This is a genomic window from Polaribacter sp. 11A2H, from assembly GCF_011379025.1.
In the GTDB taxonomy this organism is placed as follows: domain Bacteria; phylum Bacteroidota; class Bacteroidia; order Flavobacteriales; family Flavobacteriaceae; genus Polaribacter.
This window is the reverse complement of sequence record NZ_WTLD01000005.1, coordinates 164,651-189,083: the sequence shown is the minus strand read 5'-3', so window position 1 is coordinate 189,083 and position 24,433 is coordinate 164,651. Positions and strand designations below refer to the sequence as shown.

At 28.6% G+C, this 24,433-nt stretch carries 21 protein-coding genes; 4 read left to right on the top strand and 17 right to left on the bottom strand.

Annotated features, from left to right (window positions below; genetic code table 11):
- The 15 genes from GQS58_RS08425 to ytxJ all read right to left on the bottom strand — a co-directional run.
- Positions 1 to 744, bottom strand: a 744-nt coding sequence (locus tag GQS58_RS08425) for a glycosyltransferase family 2 protein (protein WP_205860409.1), incomplete at its 3' end; no start/stop codon positions are given.
- A gap of 7 nt (positions 745 to 751) precedes the next feature.
- On the bottom strand, positions 752 to 2,044 hold the full coding sequence (locus tag GQS58_RS08420) for an O-antigen ligase family protein (protein WP_166384805.1): 1,293 nt from the start codon (positions 2,042 to 2,044) through the stop codon (positions 752 to 754).
- A 115-nt stretch (positions 2,045 to 2,159) separates the two neighbouring features.
- Positions 2,160 to 3,293 (bottom strand): glycosyltransferase family 4 protein, encoded by a 1,134-nt coding sequence (locus tag GQS58_RS08415; protein WP_166384803.1) that lies wholly within the window; start codon positions 3,291 to 3,293, stop codon positions 2,160 to 2,162.
- 4 nt (positions 3,294 to 3,297) lie between these two features.
- The gene (locus tag GQS58_RS08410; RefSeq protein ID WP_166384801.1) at positions 3,298 to 4,437 is read right to left on the bottom strand and encodes a glycosyltransferase family 4 protein; all 1,140 of its coding nucleotides are present in this window, start codon (positions 4,435 to 4,437) and stop codon (positions 3,298 to 3,300) included.
- Between the two features lie 84 nt (positions 4,438 to 4,521).
- Positions 4,522 to 5,835: a glycosyltransferase family 4 protein gene (locus tag GQS58_RS08405; protein WP_166384799.1), complete on the bottom strand. Its 1,314-nt coding sequence runs from the start codon at positions 5,833 to 5,835 to the stop codon at positions 4,522 to 4,524.
- On the bottom strand, positions 5,825 to 6,391 hold the full coding sequence (locus GQS58_RS08400; protein WP_166384797.1) for a serine O-acetyltransferase: 567 nt from the start codon (positions 6,389 to 6,391) through the stop codon (positions 5,825 to 5,827). The genes GQS58_RS08405 and GQS58_RS08400 overlap by 11 nt, the downstream gene beginning before the upstream one ends.
- Positions 6,384 to 7,835 (bottom strand): lipopolysaccharide biosynthesis protein, encoded by a 1,452-nt coding sequence (locus tag GQS58_RS08395; RefSeq protein ID WP_166384795.1) that lies wholly within the window; start codon positions 7,833 to 7,835, stop codon positions 6,384 to 6,386. The genes GQS58_RS08400 and GQS58_RS08395 overlap by 8 nt, the downstream gene beginning before the upstream one ends.
- A gap of 439 nt (positions 7,836 to 8,274) precedes the next feature.
- Entirely contained in the window at positions 8,275 to 8,802 is a 528-nt protein-coding gene (locus GQS58_RS08390; protein WP_166384793.1) for a UpxY family transcription antiterminator, read from the bottom strand.
- 1,121 nt (positions 8,803 to 9,923) lie between these two features.
- Entirely contained in the window at positions 9,924 to 10,202 is a 279-nt protein-coding gene (locus GQS58_RS08385; protein ID WP_166384791.1) for a hypothetical protein, read from the bottom strand.
- A 99-nt stretch (positions 10,203 to 10,301) separates the two neighbouring features.
- Positions 10,302 to 11,270, bottom strand: coding sequence for a deoxyhypusine synthase family protein (locus tag GQS58_RS08380; protein ID WP_166384789.1), 969 nt, complete (start codon positions 11,268 to 11,270; stop codon positions 10,302 to 10,304).
- A gap of 215 nt (positions 11,271 to 11,485) precedes the next feature.
- Complete coding sequence (locus GQS58_RS08375; protein ID WP_166384787.1) at positions 11,486 to 13,018, bottom strand: bifunctional GNAT family N-acetyltransferase/carbon-nitrogen hydrolase family protein; 1,533 nt, start codon at positions 13,016 to 13,018, stop codon at positions 11,486 to 11,488.
- 9 nt (positions 13,019 to 13,027) lie between these two features.
- Positions 13,028 to 13,975, bottom strand: a complete 948-nt coding sequence (speB, locus tag GQS58_RS08370; RefSeq protein WP_166384785.1) for an agmatinase — start codon at positions 13,973 to 13,975, stop codon at positions 13,028 to 13,030.
- Between the two features lie 10 nt (positions 13,976 to 13,985).
- Positions 13,986 to 15,377 carry an arginine decarboxylase gene (locus GQS58_RS08365; protein WP_166384783.1) on the bottom strand — a complete coding sequence of 464 codons (1,392 nt, stop codon included), beginning with the start codon at positions 15,375 to 15,377 and terminating at the stop codon, positions 13,986 to 13,988.
- A 598-nt stretch (positions 15,378 to 15,975) separates the two neighbouring features.
- The gene (locus GQS58_RS08360; RefSeq protein WP_166384781.1) at positions 15,976 to 17,526 is read right to left on the bottom strand and encodes a DEAD/DEAH box helicase; all 1,551 of its coding nucleotides are present in this window, start codon (positions 17,524 to 17,526) and stop codon (positions 15,976 to 15,978) included.
- A gap of 59 nt (positions 17,527 to 17,585) precedes the next feature.
- Positions 17,586 to 17,987: a bacillithiol system redox-active protein YtxJ gene (gene ytxJ / locus GQS58_RS08355; protein ID WP_166384779.1), complete on the bottom strand. Its 402-nt coding sequence runs from the start codon at positions 17,985 to 17,987 to the stop codon at positions 17,586 to 17,588.
- A gap of 166 nt (positions 17,988 to 18,153) precedes the next feature.
- Between ytxJ and clpB the strand changes: the two genes are divergently transcribed.
- Both clpB and GQS58_RS08345 read left to right on the top strand, forming a co-directional pair.
- Positions 18,154 to 20,760 carry an ATP-dependent chaperone ClpB gene (clpB, locus tag GQS58_RS08350; protein ID WP_166384777.1) on the top strand — a complete coding sequence of 869 codons (2,607 nt, stop codon included), beginning with the start codon at positions 18,154 to 18,156 and terminating at the stop codon, positions 20,758 to 20,760.
- A 155-nt stretch (positions 20,761 to 20,915) separates the two neighbouring features.
- Positions 20,916 to 21,413, top strand: a complete 498-nt coding sequence (locus GQS58_RS08345) for a phosphoglycerate mutase family protein (RefSeq protein ID WP_166384775.1) — start codon at positions 20,916 to 20,918, stop codon at positions 21,411 to 21,413.
- 106 nt (positions 21,414 to 21,519) lie between these two features.
- Here the strand turns inward: GQS58_RS08345 and GQS58_RS08340 are convergent, their stop codons facing one another.
- On the bottom strand, positions 21,520 to 21,756 hold the full coding sequence (locus GQS58_RS08340) for a hypothetical protein (protein WP_166384773.1): 237 nt from the start codon (positions 21,754 to 21,756) through the stop codon (positions 21,520 to 21,522).
- 370 nt (positions 21,757 to 22,126) lie between these two features.
- Entirely contained in the window at positions 22,127 to 22,873 is a 747-nt protein-coding gene (locus tag GQS58_RS08335; RefSeq protein WP_166384771.1) for a DUF6503 family protein, read from the bottom strand.
- Positions 22,874 to 22,974: 101 nt separating this feature from the next.
- On the opposite strand from GQS58_RS08335, the gene smpB reads away from it, so the two are divergent.
- Positions 22,975 to 23,442: an SsrA-binding protein SmpB gene (smpB, locus tag GQS58_RS08330; protein ID WP_165733248.1), complete on the top strand. Its 468-nt coding sequence runs from the start codon at positions 22,975 to 22,977 to the stop codon at positions 23,440 to 23,442.
- Positions 23,443 to 23,480: 38 nt separating this feature from the next.
- Positions 23,481 to 24,410: a geranylgeranylglycerol-phosphate geranylgeranyltransferase gene (locus tag GQS58_RS08325; protein WP_166384769.1), complete on the top strand. Its 930-nt coding sequence runs from the start codon at positions 23,481 to 23,483 to the stop codon at positions 24,408 to 24,410.
- The last annotated feature ends 23 nt before the right edge of the window (positions 24,411 to 24,433 follow it).

The following is a 24,433-nucleotide window of genomic DNA, read 5'->3' as shown; positions in this document are numbered from 1 at the left end:
ATATTCTTTTAAAAAAGCTACATTGTTATTCTTTTTATATAAATCACACAGCTCCTGACCTACAATATCTACTTTTTCAGGAATTCTATTCGGTTTATTGTCATAGGTATGTGCTCTATCTTGCACAAAAACAGCCAAAGCATTTAAGTTATACGCTATCTGGTTTTTAATTGCCAATTTAGCCCATGTTAATAAATCCTCTCCAGATTTTATACCCAATGGAAAACCATTAATTTCTAGTAACGCTTCCTTTTTAATAACAATTGCAGAAGACCAAAGTGGCGGATGCGAATAGCATGCTACTTCAAAATAATTAGTTAAGATTCCTGTATCACCCTTAAATGGAATCTTATTTAATTTAATAGGTGTCTGATTTCCTTTATAATCTTCCATAAGATAAGCAGTTGCCAATACATTACTATTCGGATACTCTTTTGCTAATGCTTTAATTTCTTTCAGGTAATTTACATTCCATATATCATCTGCGTCTAAAAAGGCAATCCATTCATGTTTTGCTTTATCAACTCCCGTATTACGAGCAACCGAAACACCCGAATTATTTTGATATATCAATCTCACTAATGGATGTTCTAATTTAGATACAATTTTATCTGAACCATCTGTAGAACCATCATTAACAATAACTATTTCATCTGGTAAAACAGTTTGATTTAAGACTGTTTTAATAGTATCAACAATACTATCCTTCTTATTGTAAAGCGGAATAACAACACTTATTTTCATTATAAAATTACTTTCTTTTAGATTTCATTACCAAAGCAAAACCAAAAAATATATACGGATAACTTAAGGTAATTAAAGAATAGTTGACAACATTGTCTGTAAACGCTGTTGCCATAATACCACATAAGGAAGTACCGGCAATAAAAGCAGCATATCTTGCAGAGACATTATTTTTTTTATTGTTATAAATTCTAAATGATTGCCAAACAAAACTGATTATTATGAGTCCGTATAAAACGAACCCTATAAGGCCTGTATCACAAAGTATTTGAAGATAATCGTTGTGAGCAATTCTTATTACTCCAAAAGGATGATTTCCAGAATAAAAACGAGCTTGCATTTGTCCTATACCAGCACCCATTAATTCATTTCCCTTGTAGAAAACTTTTAAACTCCATTCCCACATTGCAAAACGGCCATTACTATCAATAGTATCTGGTGATATTTTACCACTCATATTAAGAACCTCTTCTGCACTATTAAAAGATGTTCTAAACATTTTATTTCTTACTGTAGGCACAAATAAAATAGACGCTACAAAACTGGCAATTATTAAAGCAAACACGGGTATCGCTTTTAACTTATACTTAAAAAAAGATACTGCTAAAAAAAAGACTCCAATACCTATTAAACCCGTTCTTACACTTTCTACTATTGGAATACTAATAAAAAGAAGTATGGCAAGTAGTACATATTTTTTTTTTGAAAACTTGTACAATAATATTCCAGTACCTATAAAAAAAGGATTTACATCTATTACTGCAGGCGGCCACCATAAAATAGGATTATAAATAGAGTAGATGGGAATAATTTTCATTAATACAATACATGTATTTATGATAACACCTGCTATAAAACTTATTTTTAAGGCTTTTATAAAAAAAACATCTGTAATTTTTATAGAAGTAACAACCAATATGACTAAAAAAGGAAATAAAAACTTTAAAAAGACACGAAAACCATATCCTTTTTCGGTAGTTAAAACTAACGAAAACAGCAGCCAACACAAATACAAGGCGTAAATTTTAAGCATCGGTGATGAAAACATTTGTATACCATACTTAAATAATAACCCTAATAAAAATGCCATCCAAATTAATAACAATAAAGCAGAAAAATTACCTGCTTGTACAATTGCTGTAGCCAATAAGAATAAAATAAAACGTTGTTGCGTGTTTATTTTAAATTTAACCCTTTTATTCCAGGTAGTGCTTACCAAATAGGTTTTACCTAAAAAGGTGTATTCAAAACCATAGATGATTATAATTAAAAAAGCTAATAAACTTAATCCTAAAGCCATTTATAATTGAGGATATAAAAACATTCTTTTTTGATTGAAAACAACATTTTCTAAGGGTGTTAAATAAAATTGTAATTTCTTCATCAAACAGATGTATATATTGTTATTAGAAAATTTATATTGTATCATTAAATAATTGAGTCCATTTTGTCATAATTTCATCTATATGAAAACGTTTCACATTCTGTGATGCTGTTTCTCCCATTAGCAACCTTAATTCTTTATTTTTCATTAATTTTTCTAAAGATTTTGAAAAATTTTCTATGTTAAAACCTTCAATTAAATAACCATCTTTTTCATCCGTTATAATTTCTGAAGGACCACATTCGCAATTAAAAGCTACACATGGTAAACCACATTCCATTGCTTCTGTTAGCACTAACCCAAAGCCTTCATATCTTGAAGGAAAAGCGAGTATAGAACTATTTAATAATGCTTCTTTTATTTTTTTTATTGGTGGTTTTAAAAAAAACACATTTTGTAAATTATAACTTTTTATAAGCTCTAGTAAATAATCTTTATCCTGACCTTCACCATAAATTGTTACTTTCCAATCAGGGTTATTTTTTGCTATTAAACTAAAACCTTTAATCAATAAGTCAAATCCTTTTTGCGCTATAAATCTACCAATCGCTATAATTTCTTTTTGTTTACCATTCGATTTTTCTATAGAATTAAAAGATAATGGATTTGAAATTACAGAACTATTTGCAGGATTATTCCACAGTAATTGATCCTTTTCGGTTAATAACACAAACTTATCATACCTTAAAACAACCCTTTGCTGCTTGTACTGAAGATATGAAGCATATAGCTTTCTAAGTCTTCTAAATGATAGATTAGGTATATTAGCCATTAAATGACTTAGATAGTTTTTAGAGAAATGAAATTCGATAATTTTTTTACTACCATCCTTAATCGTATGTAAAAACTGATATTCATCTCCAAACATACTTATGGTAATGTCTGGTTTTAATTCTAATAACTTTTTTGTTAACTCCTTTTTAAACTTTTTTCTATCTGTATTAAAAATTAGATTTAAAACTTTATGATTAGATTGTTTTAAATTTAAATTTTCGACGGTCACATTTTTATTTAACTCAAAAAAAAAGCCGTTTTTAGTATCAGTTCTAGAAACAATAGTTACATCAAATTCTCTTTGAGATGCAAGCCAATTAACTTTAGAAGTTAAAACCCGTTCCATACCACCAGAATCACCTAATGAGTTAATTATATATACAATTTTCATTCTATTAATTAATGGCTAGATGTTTATTATAAATAGCAATATATTTTAAAGCTGTATCTCTCCAAATAAATTTGGATGCTTGTACCAATCCTTTCTTTTCTATTTCGTCTAAGTCAAAAGACTTATTTTCAAATTGTTCCAGTACATCACAAATACCTTCTGGTTCTGAAGATTTTAAATATAAAGCAGCATTACCACCTACTTCTTTTAGAGAACTATTACTGCATGTTATAACAGGGCAACCACAAGCCATGGCTTCTAAAACAGGCAATCCAAAACCTTCATAAGAAGACGGAAAGACTAGAGCCGTTGCTCCATTATAAACTATAGATAATTCGTTATCTGTAATGTTCGCTATAAAATGAATTCTTTCTTTGCAATTAGATTTTTCTATCATTTCTAAAACAAACAAAGGCGGATTTCCCCAAAGAAGCACCAAATCATTAACAGGAAACTGTTTCGATAACTGTATATAAGCTTCTACTAATTTATGTGTATTCTTACGTTCTGCATTACACGAGACGCTTAAGAAATATGAAGAATCTATTCCAATTATTTTTTTAATCCTTTTTAGTAGTAAATCATCTTTTGGTAATTTATAAAAAACCTCGTGCTTTACGCCCCAATAAATAACATCAATTTTAGATGGATCTATTTGCATTGTTTCAACAATATCTTTTTTAGAAGCTTCAGAACAAGTTATAATCCCTTTACATTGCTGCATTAAAGGCGGTACATCTTTTACCATTTGAGTATGATTAAAAGCTTTTTCTTGTATTTTCATAAATAAGGCATCATGTAAAGTTATAATGGCTTTTTTAGGTTTATAAATACGAGCAAAATTATGAGGAACATGCATTAAATCATATTTAGCAAAGCTTTCTTTTATTGGTAGTTTTTCAATTATTTTATTGATAGCTTCTCTATGTGGCAGGTATAAATGCTTCGTTTTAAAATCATCAATAAACTCTTTTGCACCAATACCTTTCATGTTTTGAGAATACAAAATAATCTCAAAAGGCAAATTTTCTTCTAATTTAGAAAATGAATCTATTAACTCTAAAGTTGTTCTACCAACTCCTGTAGTTTTACCTGTTAATAAATAAGGAACTACCGAATTAATATCCAATAATATTTTTTTCATAATTACCTATAAATAATAAACAAATGATACTTAAGAAATAGTCTAATTTTTAAAATCAAAGTAATAAATGCTCTTGTAAGTTGCTTATACAAAACCTCTATAAACTTTCATCAAATCTAATACGTGATTATCTATTAAGTTTACATTTAAAGTTGTCTTTTCTTTTAACTTAAGTAATAAATTAGGCGATTCTATGATCTCTATTATTGCTTTCTTTAATTCATTAACATTATTAGGAGCTATTAATAAACCATTTTCATTATGAGTAATTTGCATTTCTGCTCCACCACATTTTGTTGCTATTACTGGTTTACCCATTTGTAAAGATTCAGCAATGGTAAGTCCAAATACTTCTAAAAAGAAAGCAGGATGTATCATAACATCAAACATTTTTATTTTTTCATTTACTTCTTCTGGAAGTACTTTACCATGCCAGATAATATTTTCGTTTTTATATGTTTTTTTCAAATATTTACTATAACTTTCTTCCACATGATTACCTGTACCTCCTATAACATGAATTTCTGCAGGTAAGGTTAAATTATTAAAAGCTTTCAACATAACATGTACGCCTTTTTCTCTGCAAATTCTTCCTACATAAAAAAACTTTACGGGTTTCTTTTCTTTTGAAACTTCTATGTCTTTCTTTACCTCAGTAATTTTATTTACTTTTATAGAAGGTATTCCATGCGGAATAACTTTTATACTACTTACTGGTGCGCCATTGAGTACCATTGCTTTTTTAATAGCTATTGATGGTGCTATTAATAAACTTGCATTATTATAAATATTTTTCCATTCCCTTTTTTTATTCTCAATAGAAAGTGTGGTTGTAACAATAGGTGTAACATAATAAATAAAAGGAATTTTAAGAAATGCTTTACCAATTGCTAACCTAAGATTAAATGGAATCAATTTTTGTATTGGTAAACTACAAGTTCCTCCTTTTACATTTCTTAATACACAAGGTAAACAGTTGCTCTCTGATGCTGCTACCGTACAAATTTTATCTTTAGAGTTTAACAATGCCCCTGCCGGACATATTAAACCACCATGATGTGCTGTTACAACACAAGGTATCTCTAGTGATTTACAAGCCAACGAAAAGGGAGCTTTAAAACCATGAAGATGTACTATTGATGGATTAATCTCTTTTATAAAATTTCTTAATTCTAATAAATCCCCCTCTAACATTTTGTTCGTAAATGTATAAACAGGTTTTTCTTTATAGTGAGTTAACTTTGTTTCGGAAATCTCTGGTGTTGCAATACTAACATCTATACCTTGCGCAATCATTTGGTTTACGATGTTCTTTACATAAACCTGACCTCCACCATAATTAGAGAAAAAATTAGCCGATGATACTATTAAAATCTTTAAAGGTTTATCATCTTTCATCTGCCTTTGTATACTTTATTATTTTTGCAGGAATACCTACAATAGTTATATTAGATTGAGGAAAAGATTTTGTAACAACTGTATTTGCACCAATGGCAACTTCATTACCAATTTCTATATTACCAAATAACTTTGCACCAGGACCAATGTAAACATTACTACCAATAGTTGGAACTCCATTATTGCTAATTCCTATATTAACACCAGCTTGTAATACGCAATTTGCTCCTACTTTTGCAAAAGGATGCACTACAATTGTTCCGTAATGTGGTATTCTAAGCCCTGGTCCAAAAACATTTGGTGGTATTGAAAAACCTAATTTATAGCCTAAATTTTTATATTTAACTAGATAATACTTTCGCTTTAATCTAGATACTATATCTTTTTTATTTGCATTCAAATAATATTCATAATGTCTTAAATATCTAATAAACATCCATAACAAATTAGGTGTAAAAATTGTTAAAAACTGTTCGTAATTAGTCACAGAAATTATATCATTCGCTTTAGCATCTTCTTCAAGATAATGCTTTAAACTGATTTTATTTTTAACCATTTTTTATATTTAAAACTTCTTTAATTTCTTTAACCATTAAAATTAAATCATTTTTCATGAACACAAAATAGAAAGTCAAAAACACAATTAAAAAAGTAATTGATGCTATTAAAAGATCCATATATAAGATTTCTAAGTAAACATATTGCTTTAATGTAAAAACAATTAATATTGAAATTAGATAGATAACCATATTTTTAATTGAAATATAATACAACTCATTTTTAAAGTTTAATTTTTCTGAAATCACGATTAATCCTGTAACAAAAACAATAATTTGAGCACAAACAAAGCCTATTAAGTAACTATTTAAGTTAGCATAAAATAATAAAATAAAATTTGCAAAAAATAATACCTTATTAAAAATATTAATTTTTAAGTACAAACCAGATAACCCTTTACTTAATAATATATTATAAAATAAATTAAAAATTTGTGGAGCAAAAGCACCAAATATAATTATTTGAAATATACGAACTGAGGGTTCCCATTTTTTAGAAAATAACAATAATATAATTTCATGAGCTCCTACTAAAAACACCCCACAAGCAAGAAAAGATACAAAAGAGATTATCTTAAAAAGTTTTAAAACAGTCTTCTTATATACAATTGGTTCGTTATTAATAGTACTTAAACTAGGTAATAGAATGTTAGATAAAGTAGAAGCTGTATATCTAAATGAAAAGTTTTCTAAAGATTTTGATCTATAGTAATATCCTAAAGTAGCTGGGTTTAATATTTTTCCAATTATTAACGAATCTAAATTTATAAAAATAGTATCTAAAACACCTGTTAAAAAAATTTTTGATCCAAACCCCCATAATTCTTTTACTGCCGTAATACTAAAAACTAATTTAAAACGAAACTTACTTAGTACAAAAATTAATATATTGTTAAGTATTTCTGAAATTAATATCTGGCTAATCAAACTCCATATTCCATAACCATTATATGCCATATATACAGCTATAAAACCACTAATAAAAGCAGATATAATGTTGGATACAGATATGATCTTAAAATTCATGATCCGCCTTAAATGTGCTCTGGTTACATTACCAAATGAATTTATGACAAAACTAAAAGACATCACTCTAATAAGATTTGTTAGTACTTCTTTCTCATAAAAATTAGCAACCAATGGAGCTGTAAAAAATACTAGTCCTCCTAAAAGGACTCCCATAATTACATTCATAAAAAAAACAGAAGCGTAATGTTCATTAGTTACATTAGTACGCTGAACCAAAGCAGTACTAAAGCCAAAATCTAAAAAGACATTTGCTAAATTTATAAAAACGGTAATGATGGCCAATAAACCAAAATCTTCTGGTAATAGAATTCTAGCTAAAATTATGGAAACAAAAAAACCAACTCCCTGCAATCCTAACTTACCTACAAAATCCCAAACAAGACCTGTTAAACTTTTTTTCTTTAAACTTGTCATTTAACTTTATATCCTATTTTTAGAATATTAACTTCTTCACTGTATTGAAGACTCTAACTCAATATTATTAATAGAATCATGATCTCTTAAAACTGAATTATTAAAAAAAACTATTTAATTTTCTGATAAAAGAATTAGAAAAAAAGACCATTCATAAACCCATTAAAATCCTTTTTACAAATATCTTTTAGCCTATAAGTTTTTAGCTCTGAATAGTTTCTATATAAAAGAATCAGTAGCAGTTATAAAACTCTAGAATTACTCTCAATAAAATAGTTTCTTATTATGGAAACATTATAAAATTCACAACAGCAATTAACACCATACCTACCGTTGCTACTAATGCAACTCTTAAAACTTTTTTAATTAAACTCATAGCAATATGTTTTTATTAATTAATAAATATGTTTTTTTGAAGCAGTCTTTTAAAATCAAAATATTATACTTTTTGAAGACTATTTATAGGTAATGTTACTTCAACATAACTCCCTAAGGCTTCCATTTCAATAATTACTTTGTCTTTACCAGAATTAGATAAATAGTTACCATATAAACCTTTAAAGGCTCCTTCAGAAACTGTTATTTTTGTTCCTTTAGCTAAACCAATTGGTCTGTTATATACCGAGGTTAAAAAATTAGTATTGGTAGACAAAATTCTTAAATTTTCAATTTCATAATTTTTCACTACCGCATAGTTTCCTAAATATTTTAAAATAGTTAGAACACCTGCTGTTGGATAAACTTGGGCTAAATTTTTTTGAGTCGATTTTACAAAAACATAAGAATTAATAAAAGGAACTTGTGTTTTCTTTTTACGATCACTCCACTGTTTCACAACAGTTTGCATTGGCAAAAAAGTATCAAAGCCAGCAATAGATAATCTTTCTTCTACCTTTTTTTCAGCTTTTGGTCGTGTATAAACAGCGAACCATTGTAATTCTTCTTTTCTTTTTTTGATTGTATTCATACTATAATATTTTTCTTTTCTCCTATTAATATGTTTTTACATTAACTATAATAGCAATGGTTGTAAATATTTTTGGGGGAATTTTGTGTAAGCGAAAAACCTCCTTAAAAGGAGTAAGTTTAATAGTAAAAATTTGAGGGGAGGTAATTATATTTCTTTTACGGCTTCGCCATCGAAAATCACATTTAGAGTAGTAAATTTTAGAAATTTAAAACAAAAAAAATGACAACGGTGCTAGTACTTAAAAAAAATAAAATAACATATAAAAAATAATTTAGGGAGAAATTTACTATTGTTTATTAAAACCAATATAAAATTGATTAGATAAACAGTAGATTAATTATTTACATTTATACGCCGCTAATTTATACCTTTTTGATTACTGAACAAGTTTAATTAACAAAAAAATCTCTTTTTAAAATAAGTTTAATTAAGTGCTGTTCTTAAACATAAAAAATATAATTGAACATTAAATTTTCAGTAATTTTATTTAGATAGTTTTACATAATTATAAACAACAACATCAAAAAAATAAATATTATACAAAAAATAAACAAAATCTACTTAAATAGTAAATAAGAGATAATTTCTATACAAAATATTTTATTCTCTTAAAATATGTAAAACAAAAATATTAATTTTTATAATTTGGGTTAAAACACCCTTTTTTAATATAGAATAAATTTCTAAAATATAAAAAATTGAGTACTTAATAAAAGTTTTAAAACAACTAACTTAATAGTTCATTGGAACGAAGTATTTAAAAATAAACATCAAATAGAGAGTTCTCAACTTCATCTAAAAAAGTATAAATCGTTTTCAATAATAAATATTTGAGTATGGATCTTACTTTTCAAATTAAGTCTGTTATTTGAACAACATCTGCTTACCTATTTATCATTAAAAAAAATAAATTAGTTCATTAATTTTTCTAAAGAGGTTGTCTTTGGAGTAATTAGCTCCTATAAATTAAAAAAATCACTCAGTCATATTTTTTCCATTATAAAAACACTGAAACAACTATTAATCAATAACAAAAAAATAGGAGTAAAAACACAATGGTTTCTACTCCTATTTACTCATTTTTTACCTCTAATTTATTTAAAGGATTTTTTTACTACTTATATTTCGTCTTCTAGATCATCTACATCTAAGTCTTCATCCTCATCAAAAGAATCTTCATCTTCTGCGTAATCTTCCATAGTTTGCTCTAGTTTAGAGCTAATTTTCACTAAATAAATAGTATCATCAGTCCTTACTTCTACAGCTTTTATGGTTTCTCCTTTTGCATTTTTAAAAGAAATAATATCTTCATAATCATATCCGTCAGGATATTTTTCTACCAACATATCTAATATATCTGTAGTTAATTTTGCGTATTCTACGATTACTCTTTTCATAATATTGATGTTTTATTTGTCATTTCGAATGAGAGAAGAGAAATCTCATGTTAAGATTCCTCAATCGCAAAAAAGCTCATTTCGGAATGACAATTTTATTTACATTTCTAATAAGTAAGCAAAAATTAATGGAGCAACAATCGTTGCATCACTTTCTATGATAAACTTTGGCGTATCAATATCTAATTTACCCCAAGTAATTTTTTCGTTTGGTACTGCTCCAGAATACGAACCATAACTGGTTGTAGAATCTGAAATCTGACAGAAATAGCTCCAGAATGGCGTTTCTGGTCTTTCCATATCTTGGTATAACATTGGTACTACGCAAATTGGAAAATCTCCAGCAATTCCTCCCCCTATTTGAAAGAATCCAATTCCGTTTTCAGAATTATTTGTGTACCAATCTGCTAAAAATGTCATGTATTCAATTCCAGATTTTACAGTACTCGCTTTCAATTCACCTTTTAAAACGTAAGATGCAAAAATATTACCCATTGTAGAATCTTCCCAACCCGGACAAATAATAGGTAAGTTTTTTTCTGCTGCTGCGTACATCCAAGAATCTTTAATATCTATTTCATAATATTGCTCTAAAACACCAGATAATAATAATTTATACATGTATTCATGTGGTAAAAAGCGCTCTCCATTAGCTTCTGCTTCTTTCCAAATTTTGACAATATGTTCTTGAATTCTTCTAAATGCTTCTTCTTCAGGAATACAAGTATCAGTAACTCTATTTAAGCCTTTTTCTAATAAATCCCACTCGTCCTGCGGAGTTAAATCTCTGTAATTAGGTACACGTTTATAATGAGAATGTGCTACTAAGTTCATAACATCTTCTTCTAAATTTGCACCAGTACAAGAAATAATTTGCACTTTATCTTTACGAATCATTTCTGCAAAAATCTTCCCTAATTCGGCAGTACTCATTGCTCCAGCTAAAGAAACTAACATTTTAGATCCTTTATTTAATTGTGCTTCATACCCTTTTGCAGCATCTACTAAAGCAGCAGCGTTAAAGTGTAAAAAGTATTTTTCTATAAAATTTGTAATTGGTTTGCTCATTTTATTTTGTTTTTGATTATTACGAAAATTAAGTTTAAATGTTGACGATACAATTCTGCAAAAAAGCAGAATCACTCGAACTGACAGCACCTATTATTCATGCAGTTTTATCATTGTCACATCGAGTGAAATTTCTTTTTCAGAAATTTTGTATCGAGATGCTTATCAATATAATTGATAATTAAACATCAACTTCTCGTAATACTTTATTTTAATTATTTTTTTGGAAGTTTTCTAACTTCAAATATATCTGTTCTTCTATCTTTTAAATTACGTACGCTACCAAACTGGTTTAAATCTTTTAGCAAATCTAAATCTACATCAGCAATTAAAATCATTTCTGTATTTGTGGTTGCTTCTGCTTTTATTCCATTTGCAGGAAAAGAGAAATCACAAGGAGTAAATACCATGGATTGCGCATACTGAATATCCATGTTATTTACTTTCGGCAAATTACCAACACTACCTGCAATGGCTACATAACATTCATTTTCTATAGCTCTAGCTTGTGCACAATGACGTACTCTAGAATATCCGTTTTGAGTATCCGTTAAAAACGGGACAAACAAAATATCCATACCTTCTTCTGCTAAAATTCTACTTAATTCTGGAAACTCAGAATCATAACAAATTAAAACCCCAATTTTACCACAATCGGTATCAAAAGTTCTTAATTCACTACCACCTTGCATTCCCCAAACTTTTGCTTCATCTGGTGTAACGTGTAGTTTTTCATAACGCTCTTTAGAACCGTCTCTTTTACAGATATAACCAACATTATACAACAACCCATCCTTAATTTCTGGCATACTACCGGTAATTATATTGATGTTGTATGAAATTGCTAATTCAGAAAATTTCTGAACAATTTTTGGTGTATACTTCGCCAATTCTCTAATCGCTTCCGACTCTGGTAAATGGTTATTATCCGCCATTAAAGGTGCATTAAAAAACTCTGGAAATAAAGCAAAATCCGATCTGTAAGCTGCAACTGCATCTACAAAATATTCTGCTTGTTGCATTAATTCTTCCAAATCTTTATACAAACGCATTTGCCATTGAATCAATCCTAAACGCACCACCTTTTTCTTTGTAGCTGCTTTCTTAGACTTTTTCTCGTAATAAATATTGTCCCATTCTAACAAAACTGCAAACTCGCCAGAATTTACATCGCCTTCTAAATATCCTTTTAAAATTTTTGAAGGATGAAAATCATTCGAAATTTGAAAGTTTAAAACCGGATCATGAATTTCTTTACGTTTTACTTTCGCGATGTATTCTTTAGGTGATAAAGTTGCGGCGTATTTATGATAATTCGGAATTCTTCCTCCAAAAGCAATTCCTCTTAAGTTTAGTTTTTCCGCAAGTTCTTTTCTATAATCATACAGTCTTCTACCTAAACGCAATCCTCTGTATTCCTTTTTTATAAAAACATCTATTCCGTATAAAACATCTCCATCTTCATCATGCGTGTCAAAAGTATAATTTCCGGTTATATCTTCATACGTGTGCTGATCATCAAAACTATCATAATCTAATCTAAGAGAAAGCGCACAACCTGCCAAATCTCCATTTATCTTTATTACAACCTGTCCTTCAGGAAATTTATCTATTAAAGATTTAATTTGAGTTTCACTCCAATAAGATCCTGGCATGCTAGAATATGCCTGAATCATTGCTTCTTTAAACTGCTTATAATCAGTTAGAGTTAAATAGTGAAGCTCAATATTTTCTATATTTTTAATCATTTTATAAGACTAAAAATCTTCGTTTTCATCATCTTTAAACTTCGATAATTTGCTAAACGGATTTGCTTTAGCATTCTCATCTCCTTTATCATAATTATCATCATTAGAAGCAAACTTATAGCTTAACATCTTGTAGAATAATTTTGCCGCTAAAAAATCTGATGACTTCTCATTTTCATTCGGACATAATTCTACCATATCAAAACCTACTACATTCTTTTGCGCGAAAACTTGTTTTAAGAATTCTAACGTTTCATAATAGAACAATCCACCAGGTTCTGGAGTTCCAGTAGATGGCATGATCGAAGGATCTAACGCATCTAAATCAAACGTAATAAAAACGTTCTCTGTTAATTGATCTATTACATCTTCTACCCAATCTTCATTTACCGCCATATCATGCGCAAAGAAAACTTTGTCTAAATTCATATTTCTTTTTTCAGAAATATCCATACTTCTAATTCCTACTTGTACCAAATTAGTATTTTGGTTTGCTTCATAAACCGCACAAGCGTGGTTGCACTTAGAACCATCATATTCTTTTCTTAAATCTGCATGCGCATCTATATGCAAAACTGTTAAACTATTAAAACACTCATTAAATGCTCTAATGGTTCCTATAGAAACTGAATGCTCTCCACCAAAAGCAGTTACAAATTTATTTCTGTTGATGTATTTTTTTGTGATCTGGTGCACTTCTTCTACCATTGCTTCTGGAGAAGAATTCTCTGTAATTGCATCTGCTAAATAAACACCTTCTTTATACACTTCAGAATCTGTTTCTATGTCATACAACTCCATGTTTTCAGACGCTTCTAAAAAAGCTTGTGGCCCTTTATCTGCTCCTTTTTGCCAAGTACTTGTTCCATCATAAGGAACAGGAATAATTACGATCTTTGATGTTGACAGGTTTCCAAATTCTTCAGAAATTCCTGCATATGTTTTATTTTTGTTCATTTTTTTCTTTTTAATATCCTAAAATTGATAATAATTCGCTACTTTTTTGCTGTTCTTTAAATACTCTAGAAGTTAAATTTCCGTCTTCATCTCTATCTAAAATTAAATGTTTTGGATGCGGAATTAAGCAATGCTGTAAACCTCCAAAACCTCCAATAGATTCTTGATAAGCTCCAGTATTAAAAAAACCAATATACAATGGGTTATCTTTCTCATAAACAGGTAAATAAATTCCGTTTATATGTTGTTCAGAGTTGTAGTAATCATCACTATCACAAGTTAAACCACCTAATAAAACACGTTCATATTGTCTATTCCATTTATTAATTGGCAACATAATAAATCGCTTATTTATTGCCCAAGCATCAGGTAAAGTTGTTATAAATGAAGAGTTTATCATGTTCCATCGTTCTCTATCATTTTGTTTTTTCTGATACAATATCTCATAAATAGCTGCTCCTGATTCTCCTACTGTAAAGCTTCCGAATTCAGTAAAAATATGTGGCACATCTACTCCTGCATCTTTACAAACTTCATTTATTTGATTGATAATTTCATCAATCATATACTCATAATCATAATCAAAAGCCAATGAGTTTTTAATAGGAAAACCACCACCAATATTTAAACAATCTAACGTAGGGCATATTTTTTTAAGGTTGATGTACACATTTAAACATTTCATCAATTCGTTCCAGTAATACGCATTGTCTTTAATACCTGTATTGATAAAAAAATGTAGCATCTTTAAATCTACTTGCGTATTTGTAGCGATTTCACGTTCGTAAAAAGCAACAATATTTTTATAACCAATACCTAATCTAGAAGTATAAAACTCAAATTTTGGCTCTTCTTCCGATGCTATTCTAATACCAACATTTATCTGTTTATCAGTTTCATCTAATAATAGATTAATTTCTTCGTAATTATCAATAATAGGAATTACGTTCTTATGACCAGAGTTAATTAAACCACCAATATTTTTTATGTATTGGTCACGTTTAAATCCGTTACAAATAACAAACGTGTTGTCTTTTATTTTTCCTTCTTTTTTAAGGTTATTTACAATATCGATATCAAAAGCAGAAGATGTTTCTATATGAATATCATTTTTTAAAGCTTCATGTAAAACATGTTTAAAATGAGAGCTTTTTGTACAGTAGCTATAGAAGTATTTTCCTTTATAGTTATGTTTTTCAATACTATTTTGAAACCATCCTTTTGCTTTGTTGATGTTTTCTGAAATTTTTGGCAAATAAGTAAATTTTAATGGAGAACCATATTGTTCTATTAATTCCATTAAATTAATTCCGTGCCAAAACAATTTATTATTTTCTGTTTTGAATTCTTCTTGAGGAAAATCGAATGTTTGCTCGATTAAATCTATGTATTTTGTGTTCACTTTATTTTTTAAATTAATTGTATGATAAGCCTGTCTGAACTAAAACAGCATGTTTTAGAATAGAAATTATAACCCTAATAAAAAGGATGTTATCACTGTAATATTTGCAAGTAAACAACATGCAGCTTTGAAAAAAGCTGCAATTCTGGAAGAATTGAAAATGGAGATACCTTAATTTTTTCGTTGCATTTCCAAAATGCTAAATAACTATCATACTCCGATTGAGCGTTATTTCCGAAATAAGAAAAACTAAACATTTTACTTAAATAAGTTAAGCAAATGTATATTTTTTTTGAATACAAATAACAAAATCAAAAAAAAAATGATATTTTTTTTGGTTATTAATTTTACTTGTAAATAATAGTAAATAAAGAGGTTACAAACTCTTATTCAGAATAAGCTAAGAGATTTCACCAAAATAAGAATCTAAAAATTTCAAAAAGAAGCTTTTTTTTAGCAAATTAAGGGAAATATATTAAAACAAAAAAACTCTGAAAATTCAGAGTTTTTTTGTCAATCTGAATTTCGTCAGATTTTATAATTACTTCATTTGAGATCTTGGAACAACTTCAATATATCAAATTTTAAAATTTGTTTTTTATTCTTCAATTGGTGGGTGACCATGAATTTCTTCAAAATCTTCATCAAAATTAGTTCTTAAATAAGCGTTTAATTTCTTTCTATAATCGTCTTTTAACCACGTTACAAAATTGTGTGTACTTTTAGAGATACACTTTGCATATCTATTAATTCTATCATCAATTTCTTCACCTAATAATTTTGCTAAAATTAAAGCATCAAAAACATCTTCACTGTTTTCAATACACATTTTTGCATGATGCACTATAGACTTTTCTAAAACCCTTTTAGAAGATTCTCCTTGTCTAATAGTATCTATATATACTTTTTTCATGTCGAAATAAGTATCGGTAGATTTTTCAAACTCTTTTTTAACATCTGCAGTTAACTCATATCTAAAAGTGCTTTCTATATCTTCATCAGAAAGAATTGCATTTAAATAGTAGTCTGGTGCTCTAAACATTTTCTCCCAATCTAAATCTGCTCCCCAAGGACCAAATCTATGAAAGTTGTTACCTAAATCGATAACATCAAAAGTACTTTTATTGTTTAAAACCCTAGAACCACGACCAATCATTTGGTAGTATAAAGTCAACGATTTTGTTGCTCTATTTAATATAATTGCTTCAATGGTTGGCTCATCAAAACCTGTTGTTAAAATACTTACAGAAGAAATAATTGCTCCTGGTGTTTTCTTAAACCATTTTAAGATAAGCTCTCGCTCTGCTCTTGTATTTGTATTGTCTAAATGCGCAATTGGATATCCTGCTTTTTTAAACGCATGAAACACTTGTATAGAAGTGTTAATACCGTTGTTAAAAATTAAGGTTTTCTTTCCTTTTGCAGTTTCTTCGTATGCTGAAACTAATTTAGAAAGCATGTCTGAATTGGTATATAAATCTTCAGAAGACTTTACCGTATAATCTCCATTTGCTCCTACTTCTAATGAAGTTAAACCAACATTATAAGAATATAAATTTGCGCTTGCTAAGTATTCATGATCAATTAAATGCTGAATTGTTTCTCCAACAAATAACTCTTGATAATTCTCATACATTGGCAACTTAATGTTAGAACTCAAAGGAGTTGCTGTTACACCAAGTATAAAAGATTCATCAAAAAATTTAAAGATTTTTGTAAAAGAATTATAATGCGCCTCATCCACAATTACCAAACCGATATCAGAAATATCTAGTTTGTCATCATTTAACCTATTTTTTAAGGTCTCCACCATGGCAACAAAACAACTAAAATCTTCTTGATCGTCTAAAACTGCAGTAGAATTAATAATTTTGTTAGCAACACCAAATTCTTTTAACATCTTAGATGTTTGCTTACTCAACTCAATTCTGTGCGTTAATACTAAAACTTTCTTTTTAAAAGTTTCTAAATAACGTCTTACAATTTCAGAAAAAATTACAGTCTTCCCTCCTCCTGTAGGTAATTGATATAATAAATGGTAATCTTTAGGCGCATCTTTAAACCTTCTAAAAATTTCTTGAAGTGCATCTTGTTGATAACCGTATAATTCTTTACCTACTTTCTTTACTGAAGTGTCTATCTCTGCCAAAGGAATATAAATTTAGGCTACAAAAATAAGACTTAAATAAGGGTTTATGCAAGTTTATACTATATAAATCTCGATAAATTTGTATTTGTGATATCATAATGAGCTGCACTCTCTATAGAAATACCATTTTTAACCACTATTAATTGCGGTGATTGGTGCATTACTTGAAAGGTGTACCCTACTTCATCAGAAATATTTCTGTAATTTAATAAATCTAAATAATAGACTTTTAAATTTTTATGTTCTTCTGTAAAAAGCTTTTCAAATTGCTTAATTACCATACTGCTAATACCACATCTTGTAGAATGTTTAAAAATTAAAACAGCTTCTGTTTTAGAAATTTCTTTAATTTTCTCTAATTCTTCCATAGAAGTTAAAGGAATCCAATTTAAGTATGACACTTTTTCTACTTTTGAGGTATCATCTGCCTTTGCTCCAAAAATCTTATTAAATATACTCATTATCTATTTTTATTGGTTTGTCGATGTAAATATAAGAAACTTTCAAATGTCAAAAAGTCAGCAAAAACAAGGTTTTACAAGACAAATTGACTTATCTTACATACATTATCTATATGGTATTAAAATTGCTTATTACTTATCAAAAGAAAAATAAAAAAAACAAAATATGAACTTTAACAATTATACAACAAAATCGCAAGAGACCATACAAATGGCGCAACAGATTGCGCAAGGTTTTGGTCATAATCAAATAGAAAATGAGCATATTTTTAAAGCTTTAACACAAGTTGATGAAAATGTTTTGCCATTTCTTTTGAAAAAGTTGAACATCAATATAAATATTGTAGAACAAATTTTAGACAAACAATTAGAGAGTTTACCTAAAGTTTCTGGTGCAGAATTAATGATTTCTAGAGAAGCTAGTAAAACCTTAACAGAAGCTGCTGTTATTGCTAAAAAAATGAAAGATGATTATGTTTCTATCGAACATTTAATTCTAGCTATTTTTAAATCTAAAAGTAATATTGCTCAGGTTTTAAAAGACCAAGGTGTTACAGAAAAGCACTTACAAGCTGCCATAGACGAGTTAAGAAAAGGAGAAAGAGTAACATCTCAAAGTCAAGAAGAAACTTATAATTCTTTAAATAAATTTGCTAAAAACTTAAATAAATTAGCCCAAGACGGTAAATTAGATCCTGTAATTGGTAGAGATGAAGAAATTCGTAGATTATTACAGATTTTATCTCGTAGAACTAAAAATAATCCAATTTTGGTTGGTGAACCAGGAACTGGTAAAACGGCTATTGCAGAAGGCTTAGCACACAGAATTGTAGATGGAGATGTACCAGAAAACCTAAAAGGAAAACTTATTTTCTCTTTAGATATGGGCGCATTAATTGCAGGTGCAAAATATAAAGGTGAGTTTGAAGAGCGTTTAAAATCTGTAATTAAAGAAGTAACAAGTGCCGATGGAGATATCGTATTATTTATTGATGAAATTCACACCTTAGTTGGTGCTGGTGGCGGACAAGGTGCTATGGATGCAGCAAACATTTTAAAGCCTGCTTTGGCTCGTGGAGAATTGCGCGCAATTGGTGCAACTACGTTAGACGAATATCAAAAATACTTTGAAAAGGATAAAGCTTTAGAAAGACGTTTCCAGAAAGTACAGGTAAATGAACCGGATACAGAAAGTGCTATTTCTATTTTAAGAGGAATAAAAGATAAATATGAAACTCACCATAAAGTACGTATTAAAGATGAAGCGATTATTGGTGCTGTAGAATTATCTCAACGTTATATTACCAACCGTTTTTTACCAGATAAGGCGATTGATTTAATGGATGAAGCCATGGCTAAACTGCGTATGGAAATAAATTCTAAACCAGAAGAGCTAGATGTTTTAGACAGAAAGGTGATGCAGTTAGAAATTGAAATTGAAGCCATTAAACGTGAAAAAGACGAGACCAAGTTAAAATCTTTACGTTCTGATTTAGCAAATCTAAAAGAAGAACGTAATGAGATGAATGCAAAGTGGAAATCTGAAAAAGATGTCGTTGATAATATTCAAAATGCAAAAGCTGCCATAGAAGATTTAAAAATGGAGGCAGAAAAAGCAGAACGTGATGGAAATTACGGTAAAGTTGCCGAAATTAGATACGGGAAAATGCAAAAAGCCCAAGAAGATTTAGAAGGTTTCCAAAAGGTTTTATCAGAAAATCAGTCTGAAAAATCTTTAATAAAAGAGGAAGTAACCTATGATGATATTGCAGAAGTGGTTGCTAAATGGACTGGAGTTCCGGTTACCAAAATGATACAGTCTGAACGTGAAAAATTGCTAAGGTTAGAAGGTCAATTACATAAAAGAGTGGTTGGACAAGAAGAAGCAATTGTTGCTGTGGCAGATGCCGTAAGACGTTCTAGAGCTGGTTTGCAAAACCCAAATAAACCTATTGGTAGTTTCTTATTTTTAGGAACCACCGGAGTTGGTAAAACAGAGTTGGCAAAAGCATTGGCAGAATATCTTTTTGATGATGAAAACGCTATGACACGTATTGATATGAGTGAATATCAAGAAAAACACTCTGTGAGTAGATTGGTTGGAGCGCCTCCGGGATATGTTGGGTATGATGAAGGTGGTCAATTAACAGAAGCGGTTAGAAGAAGACCTTATTCTGTGGTGCTTTTAGATGAAATTGAAAAAGCACATCCAGATACTTTTAATATTTTATTACAAGTTTTAGATGAAGGAAGATTAACAGACAATAAAGGACGTGTAGCTGATTTTAAAAACACGATTATTATCATGACCTCTAACATAGGAAGTCATATAATTCAGGAGAAATTCAGCAACCCAAAAGCAGATTTAGACGCTGCAACTGAGTTAGCTAAAATTGAAGTTTTAGCACTGTTAAAACAATCTGTAAGACCAGAATTTTTAAACAGAATTGATGATGTAATTATGTTTACCCCTTTAAACAAGGAAAATATATTTGAAATTGTAAAATTACAAATAGCCCAATTAAAGAAAATGATTGGTAAACAAGAAATTACGTTAGACGCAACTGATGAAGCTCTTACGTATTTGGCCGAAAAAGGTTATCAGCCAGAATTTGGAGCAAGACCTGTAAAAAGAGTCATTCAGAAAGAGGTTTTAAATCAGCTTTCTAAAGAAATTTTATCAGGAAAAATCACAACAGATAGTATTATTTTAATTGATGCTTTTGATGACAAATTGGTTTTTAGAAATCAGTCTGATTTGGTAGAAAATTGATAAAAATACTGTCATTGCGAGGAGAAACGACGAAGCAATCTGTGAATATAAACTACAGATTGCTTCGTGTCTCGCAATGGCGTTAAAAATATAGCGGTGTTTGAAAAAACATCGCTTTTCTTTTTTAAGTATATTCGTACTTTAAACATACTCTTATGAAAAAAATTTTATTCCTTATTATACTTACTTTTAGTTTAATAACAGCCTGTTCTAAAGATGAAACAACTACCTATTATTTAATTCGTCATGCAGAAAAAGTTAGAATAGACAATACTAATAGAAATCCTAATTTGAATAAAAACGGACAAGAAAGAGCTAAAAAATGGGCAAATCGTTTTAAAAATGTTCCGTTTGATGCTATTTACTCTACAAACTACAACAGAACCATACAAACTGCCAAACCAACAGCTGAAAGTAAAAATTTAGAAATACAAACGTACAACCCTAGCAAAATGTACGATTCTATTTTTAAACAAGCTACAAAAGGAAAAACTGTTTTAATAGTTGGTCATAGTAATACTACACCCATTTTTGCTAATAAAATTTTAGAGGAAGAAAAGTATCAATTTATGGATGATAACAACAATGCTAGTTTATATATTGTTACTATTACTGGTGATAAAAAAACGAGTGTTATAGAAAAAGTTGAGTAATTTTTTAAGTTTGAAAAAAATTATTGATTTCACTTAACAATTCAGTTTAAGGTTTGTTCATTTTAAGAATTCCAAAAAACGGATTATTTATTGATTTATCAATTAATTATCTGTTTCTAATTTTCATTAAATGAGGAAATTTACTGTACTGCTTTAATCCATATAAAGCTTCAGAAATAAACTCTTTGTTGTATTTCGATTCGATATTCCTACCTTTTAAATATACGATTTCAACATCTTTATTTAGGCTTAGAAGGATACTTTTTTCTATATAATCTTTTGATTTTTTTCTATTATTATAGCAGAAAAAATTCTTCCCTTCATTTTCATTTAGAAATTTCATATATTTATATTGAAACTTTTTCCTTTGAAAATATTTAAATATTACAAACGGAATTGATAAAATTAACACAGAAAATCTTACTACAACTAACAGAACTATTAATAATATTTCTTTTAATTTTTTTACTTATTTTTAGATAATCAATGTTATATATAGAAAATTCACCAATTAGCATTTCCTTTTTTAAATAGTAAAATTATTGATTAAATACAATTAGTTAACAAACACAGGTAGCCCTCATTGCAGCAATTATTTGAACTCTTTTTTATTATTTTCTGAATAAAAAAGCGAGTGCCTTTCGACTGCTCTCAAGATAAACTCCAAGTAGAAAACAGCTTCAAAAAAAATAGATAAAACGTTTTTATCAAGATTATTTTAAAAGCTGTACTTCGATATTTTCTAAATTGATTTCTGACAATTTTTTAAGCTCATTTTTCTCAAAAGCTTTATCAATATCTGTTAAAGAAATTTCTTTGTTTAAAGGCTTATAATTATCATAATTTACAAAACGAATTCCGTTTTTTAAGATTTCTTTGTTGATAGCTCTAAAACGTTTTCCTCCGTCGTTGGTATGGTAAGAATATGCTAAATAATCAACTAAAAAATCTTGTTTTCCAATCCAATAAATAAAAACATCATCAAAATCTTCTCCTCCTCCATCTTCAGAAAAAGTAACTTGTACTTTATAATATTCTTTATCTTTTAAAATAATCGATGGCAATAATTTTTTTACAACAGCTTTGTCATTTAATCCGAATGGTAATACAGAAAAATAATGCACAGAATTTACAGAATTAGATAAAATATTTGCAATTGAATCGTTTACTTGGTAGGGAACTCCATTCACCAATCTTTTAAACTTGTCATTACTTAAAACATCAGTAATAAGTCCTAATTTTTCATCTTTTTGTTTTCTTGTGAGTTCAAAATTTCCATTATTACTTCTATTTGCAATATATTCTTTGTCTCTAAATATAAATTTAATTTCAGAATTAGCCACTTTATCTGCACCAGATGAAATAATGGCTTTATCAATAACTTGTTGTGCAGTCAACTTGTTTTCAGAAGGTTTACAAGAAATTAAGAACGCTAAAAAAAGGATTGGTAAATGTTTCATGGGTTGTTGTTTTATTAGGTGGATAATAGATTTCAAAATTACATTTCTTTGACCAAAGTAAAAATGTATCTTTGTTAAAATTATAAAATTAAAACCAGTCTATGGCTGTTCAGAAAAAGATAAACATAAAGAATAAAAAAGCGCGTTTCGAATTTGAAATTCTAGACAAATACGTGGCTGGAATTCAGTTAACCGGAACGGAAATAAAATCTATTCGTTTAAGTCAGGCTAGAATTACAGAAAGTTTTTGTGAATTTAATGATGGCGGAGAATTGTTTATTGTTAATATGTATATTCAAGAATACATGTTCGGCCACCACTTTAACCATAAACCAAAAAGTGAGCGTAGATTATTAATGCACAAACGAGAATTACGTTCTTTAAGAAAAGACGTTGAAGCAAAAGGAAATACGATTGTGCCTTTACGTTTGTTTATTAATGACAAAGGTTTTGCCAAACTAGAAATTGCATTGGCAAAAGGAAAACAAACGCACGACAAACGAGAAGTTATAAAAGACAGAGATAACAAACGTGATTTAGCACGTATTAAAAAGAGCTTTAACGGTTAATGGATTTTTTAAGACTTATTCGTTACAAAAACCTTTTAATGGTTTTATTAACAATGGTTTTAACCAAATATGCGGTAATAGATTCTATTTTTTTCAGCAATCTTAGTTTTAAAAATTACACCTTAATACATACTACTTATTTAGGCATTACTTTAACATATTATCAATTTACACTACTCGCTTTAAGTATTTTAAGCATCACTGCTGGTGGATATATTATAAATGATATTTTTGATATTGAGGCAGACAAAATAAACAAGCCTTTAAAAGTAATTCTAGAAAAATCTATTTCTAAAAAGAAGGCTTGGATTCTTTACTATTCTAGTACTATTTTAGGTTTATTCTTGGGCACATATTTGTCTTTTACTATTGAAAATAGTTTGTACAGTTTCTTTTTTATAGGAACCATTTTAGTACTATTTCTATATTCTAAATACTTAAAAAAAACACTTATTATTGGTAATTTAATAGTGTCGCTTCTCTTAGGTTTAGTAGTGCTTATCACTGTAATTTTTAACGAACCAAAAGCACATAACAGTAATTTATTAGAAGTAATAAGTAACATGGCAACGAGTATTCGTTTACTATTAATAACAATTACTTATATTGTTTTTTCTGTACTAACCAATCTTATTAGAGAAATAATTAAAGACATAGAAGATATTAATGGTGATTTAAAAATAAAAGCAAAAACATTACCTATTTTATTTGGAAGAAAAAGAGCTTCTAAAGTCGCTTTTTTCTTTTGCGCCGTTTTATTGGTTTTTCTTTTAATTATTTTACAATCTTTAATAAAGGAGTATGTACTTTTAACCTACGGAATTCTATTTATTTTACTACCATTACTCTATTTTATGTATAAATTATGGAGTTCTCAAAGTAAAAAAGATTTTAGCTTACTTAGTAATTTAATGAAAGTTATTATGCTTTTCGGAATTTTATCTATGGTTTTATTTAGACTAAAATAAAAATTGATTTCTGCTTTCGCAGG

Coding starts and splice junctions, on each gene's coding strand:
- GQS58_RS08385 (WP_166384791.1), bottom strand. CDS start 10,202: ATGAAAAGAGTAATCGTAGAATACGCAAAATTAACTACAGATATATTA.
- GQS58_RS08400 (WP_166384797.1), bottom strand. CDS start 6,391: ATGGTTAAAAATAAAATCAGTTTAAAGCATTATCTTGAAGAAGATGCT.
- GQS58_RS08340 (WP_166384773.1), bottom strand. CDS start 21,756: ATGAAATTTCTAAATGAAAATGAAGGGAAGAATTTTTTCTGCTATAAT.
- GQS58_RS08335 (WP_166384771.1), bottom strand. CDS start 22,873: ATGAAACATTTACCAATCCTTTTTTTAGCGTTCTTAATTTCTTGTAAA.
- ytxJ (WP_166384779.1), bottom strand. CDS start 17,987: ATGAGTATATTTAATAAGATTTTTGGAGCAAAGGCAGATGATACCTCA.
- GQS58_RS08420 (WP_166384805.1), bottom strand. CDS start 2,044: ATGGCTTTAGGATTAAGTTTATTAGCTTTTTTAATTATAATCATCTAT.
- GQS58_RS08390 (WP_166384793.1), bottom strand. CDS start 8,802: ATGAATACAATCAAAAAAAGAAAAGAAGAATTACAATGGTTCGCTGTT.
- GQS58_RS08395 (WP_166384795.1), bottom strand. CDS start 7,835: ATGACAAGTTTAAAGAAAAAAAGTTTAACAGGTCTTGTTTGGGATTTT.
- speB (WP_166384785.1), bottom strand. CDS start 13,975: ATGAACAAAAATAAAACATATGCAGGAATTTCTGAAGAATTTGGAAAC.
- GQS58_RS08415 (WP_166384803.1), bottom strand. CDS start 3,293: ATGAAAATTGTATATATAATTAACTCATTAGGTGATTCTGGTGGTATG.
- clpB (WP_166384777.1), top strand. CDS start 18,154: ATGAACTTTAACAATTATACAACAAAATCGCAAGAGACCATACAAATG.
- GQS58_RS08380 (WP_166384789.1), bottom strand. CDS start 11,270: ATGAGCAAACCAATTACAAATTTTATAGAAAAATACTTTTTACACTTT.
- GQS58_RS08405 (WP_166384799.1), bottom strand. CDS start 5,835: ATGAAAGATGATAAACCTTTAAAGATTTTAATAGTATCATCGGCTAAT.
- GQS58_RS08410 (WP_166384801.1), bottom strand. CDS start 4,437: ATGAAAAAAATATTATTGGATATTAATTCGGTAGTTCCTTATTTATTA.
- GQS58_RS08325 (WP_166384769.1), top strand. CDS start 23,481: ATGGTTTTATTAACAATGGTTTTAACCAAATATGCGGTAATAGATTCT.
- GQS58_RS08375 (WP_166384787.1), bottom strand. CDS start 13,018: ATGATTAAAAATATAGAAAATATTGAGCTTCACTATTTAACTCTAACT.
- smpB (WP_165733248.1), top strand. CDS start 22,975: ATGGCTGTTCAGAAAAAGATAAACATAAAGAATAAAAAAGCGCGTTTC.
- GQS58_RS08345 (WP_166384775.1), top strand. CDS start 20,916: ATGAAAAAAATTTTATTCCTTATTATACTTACTTTTAGTTTAATAACA.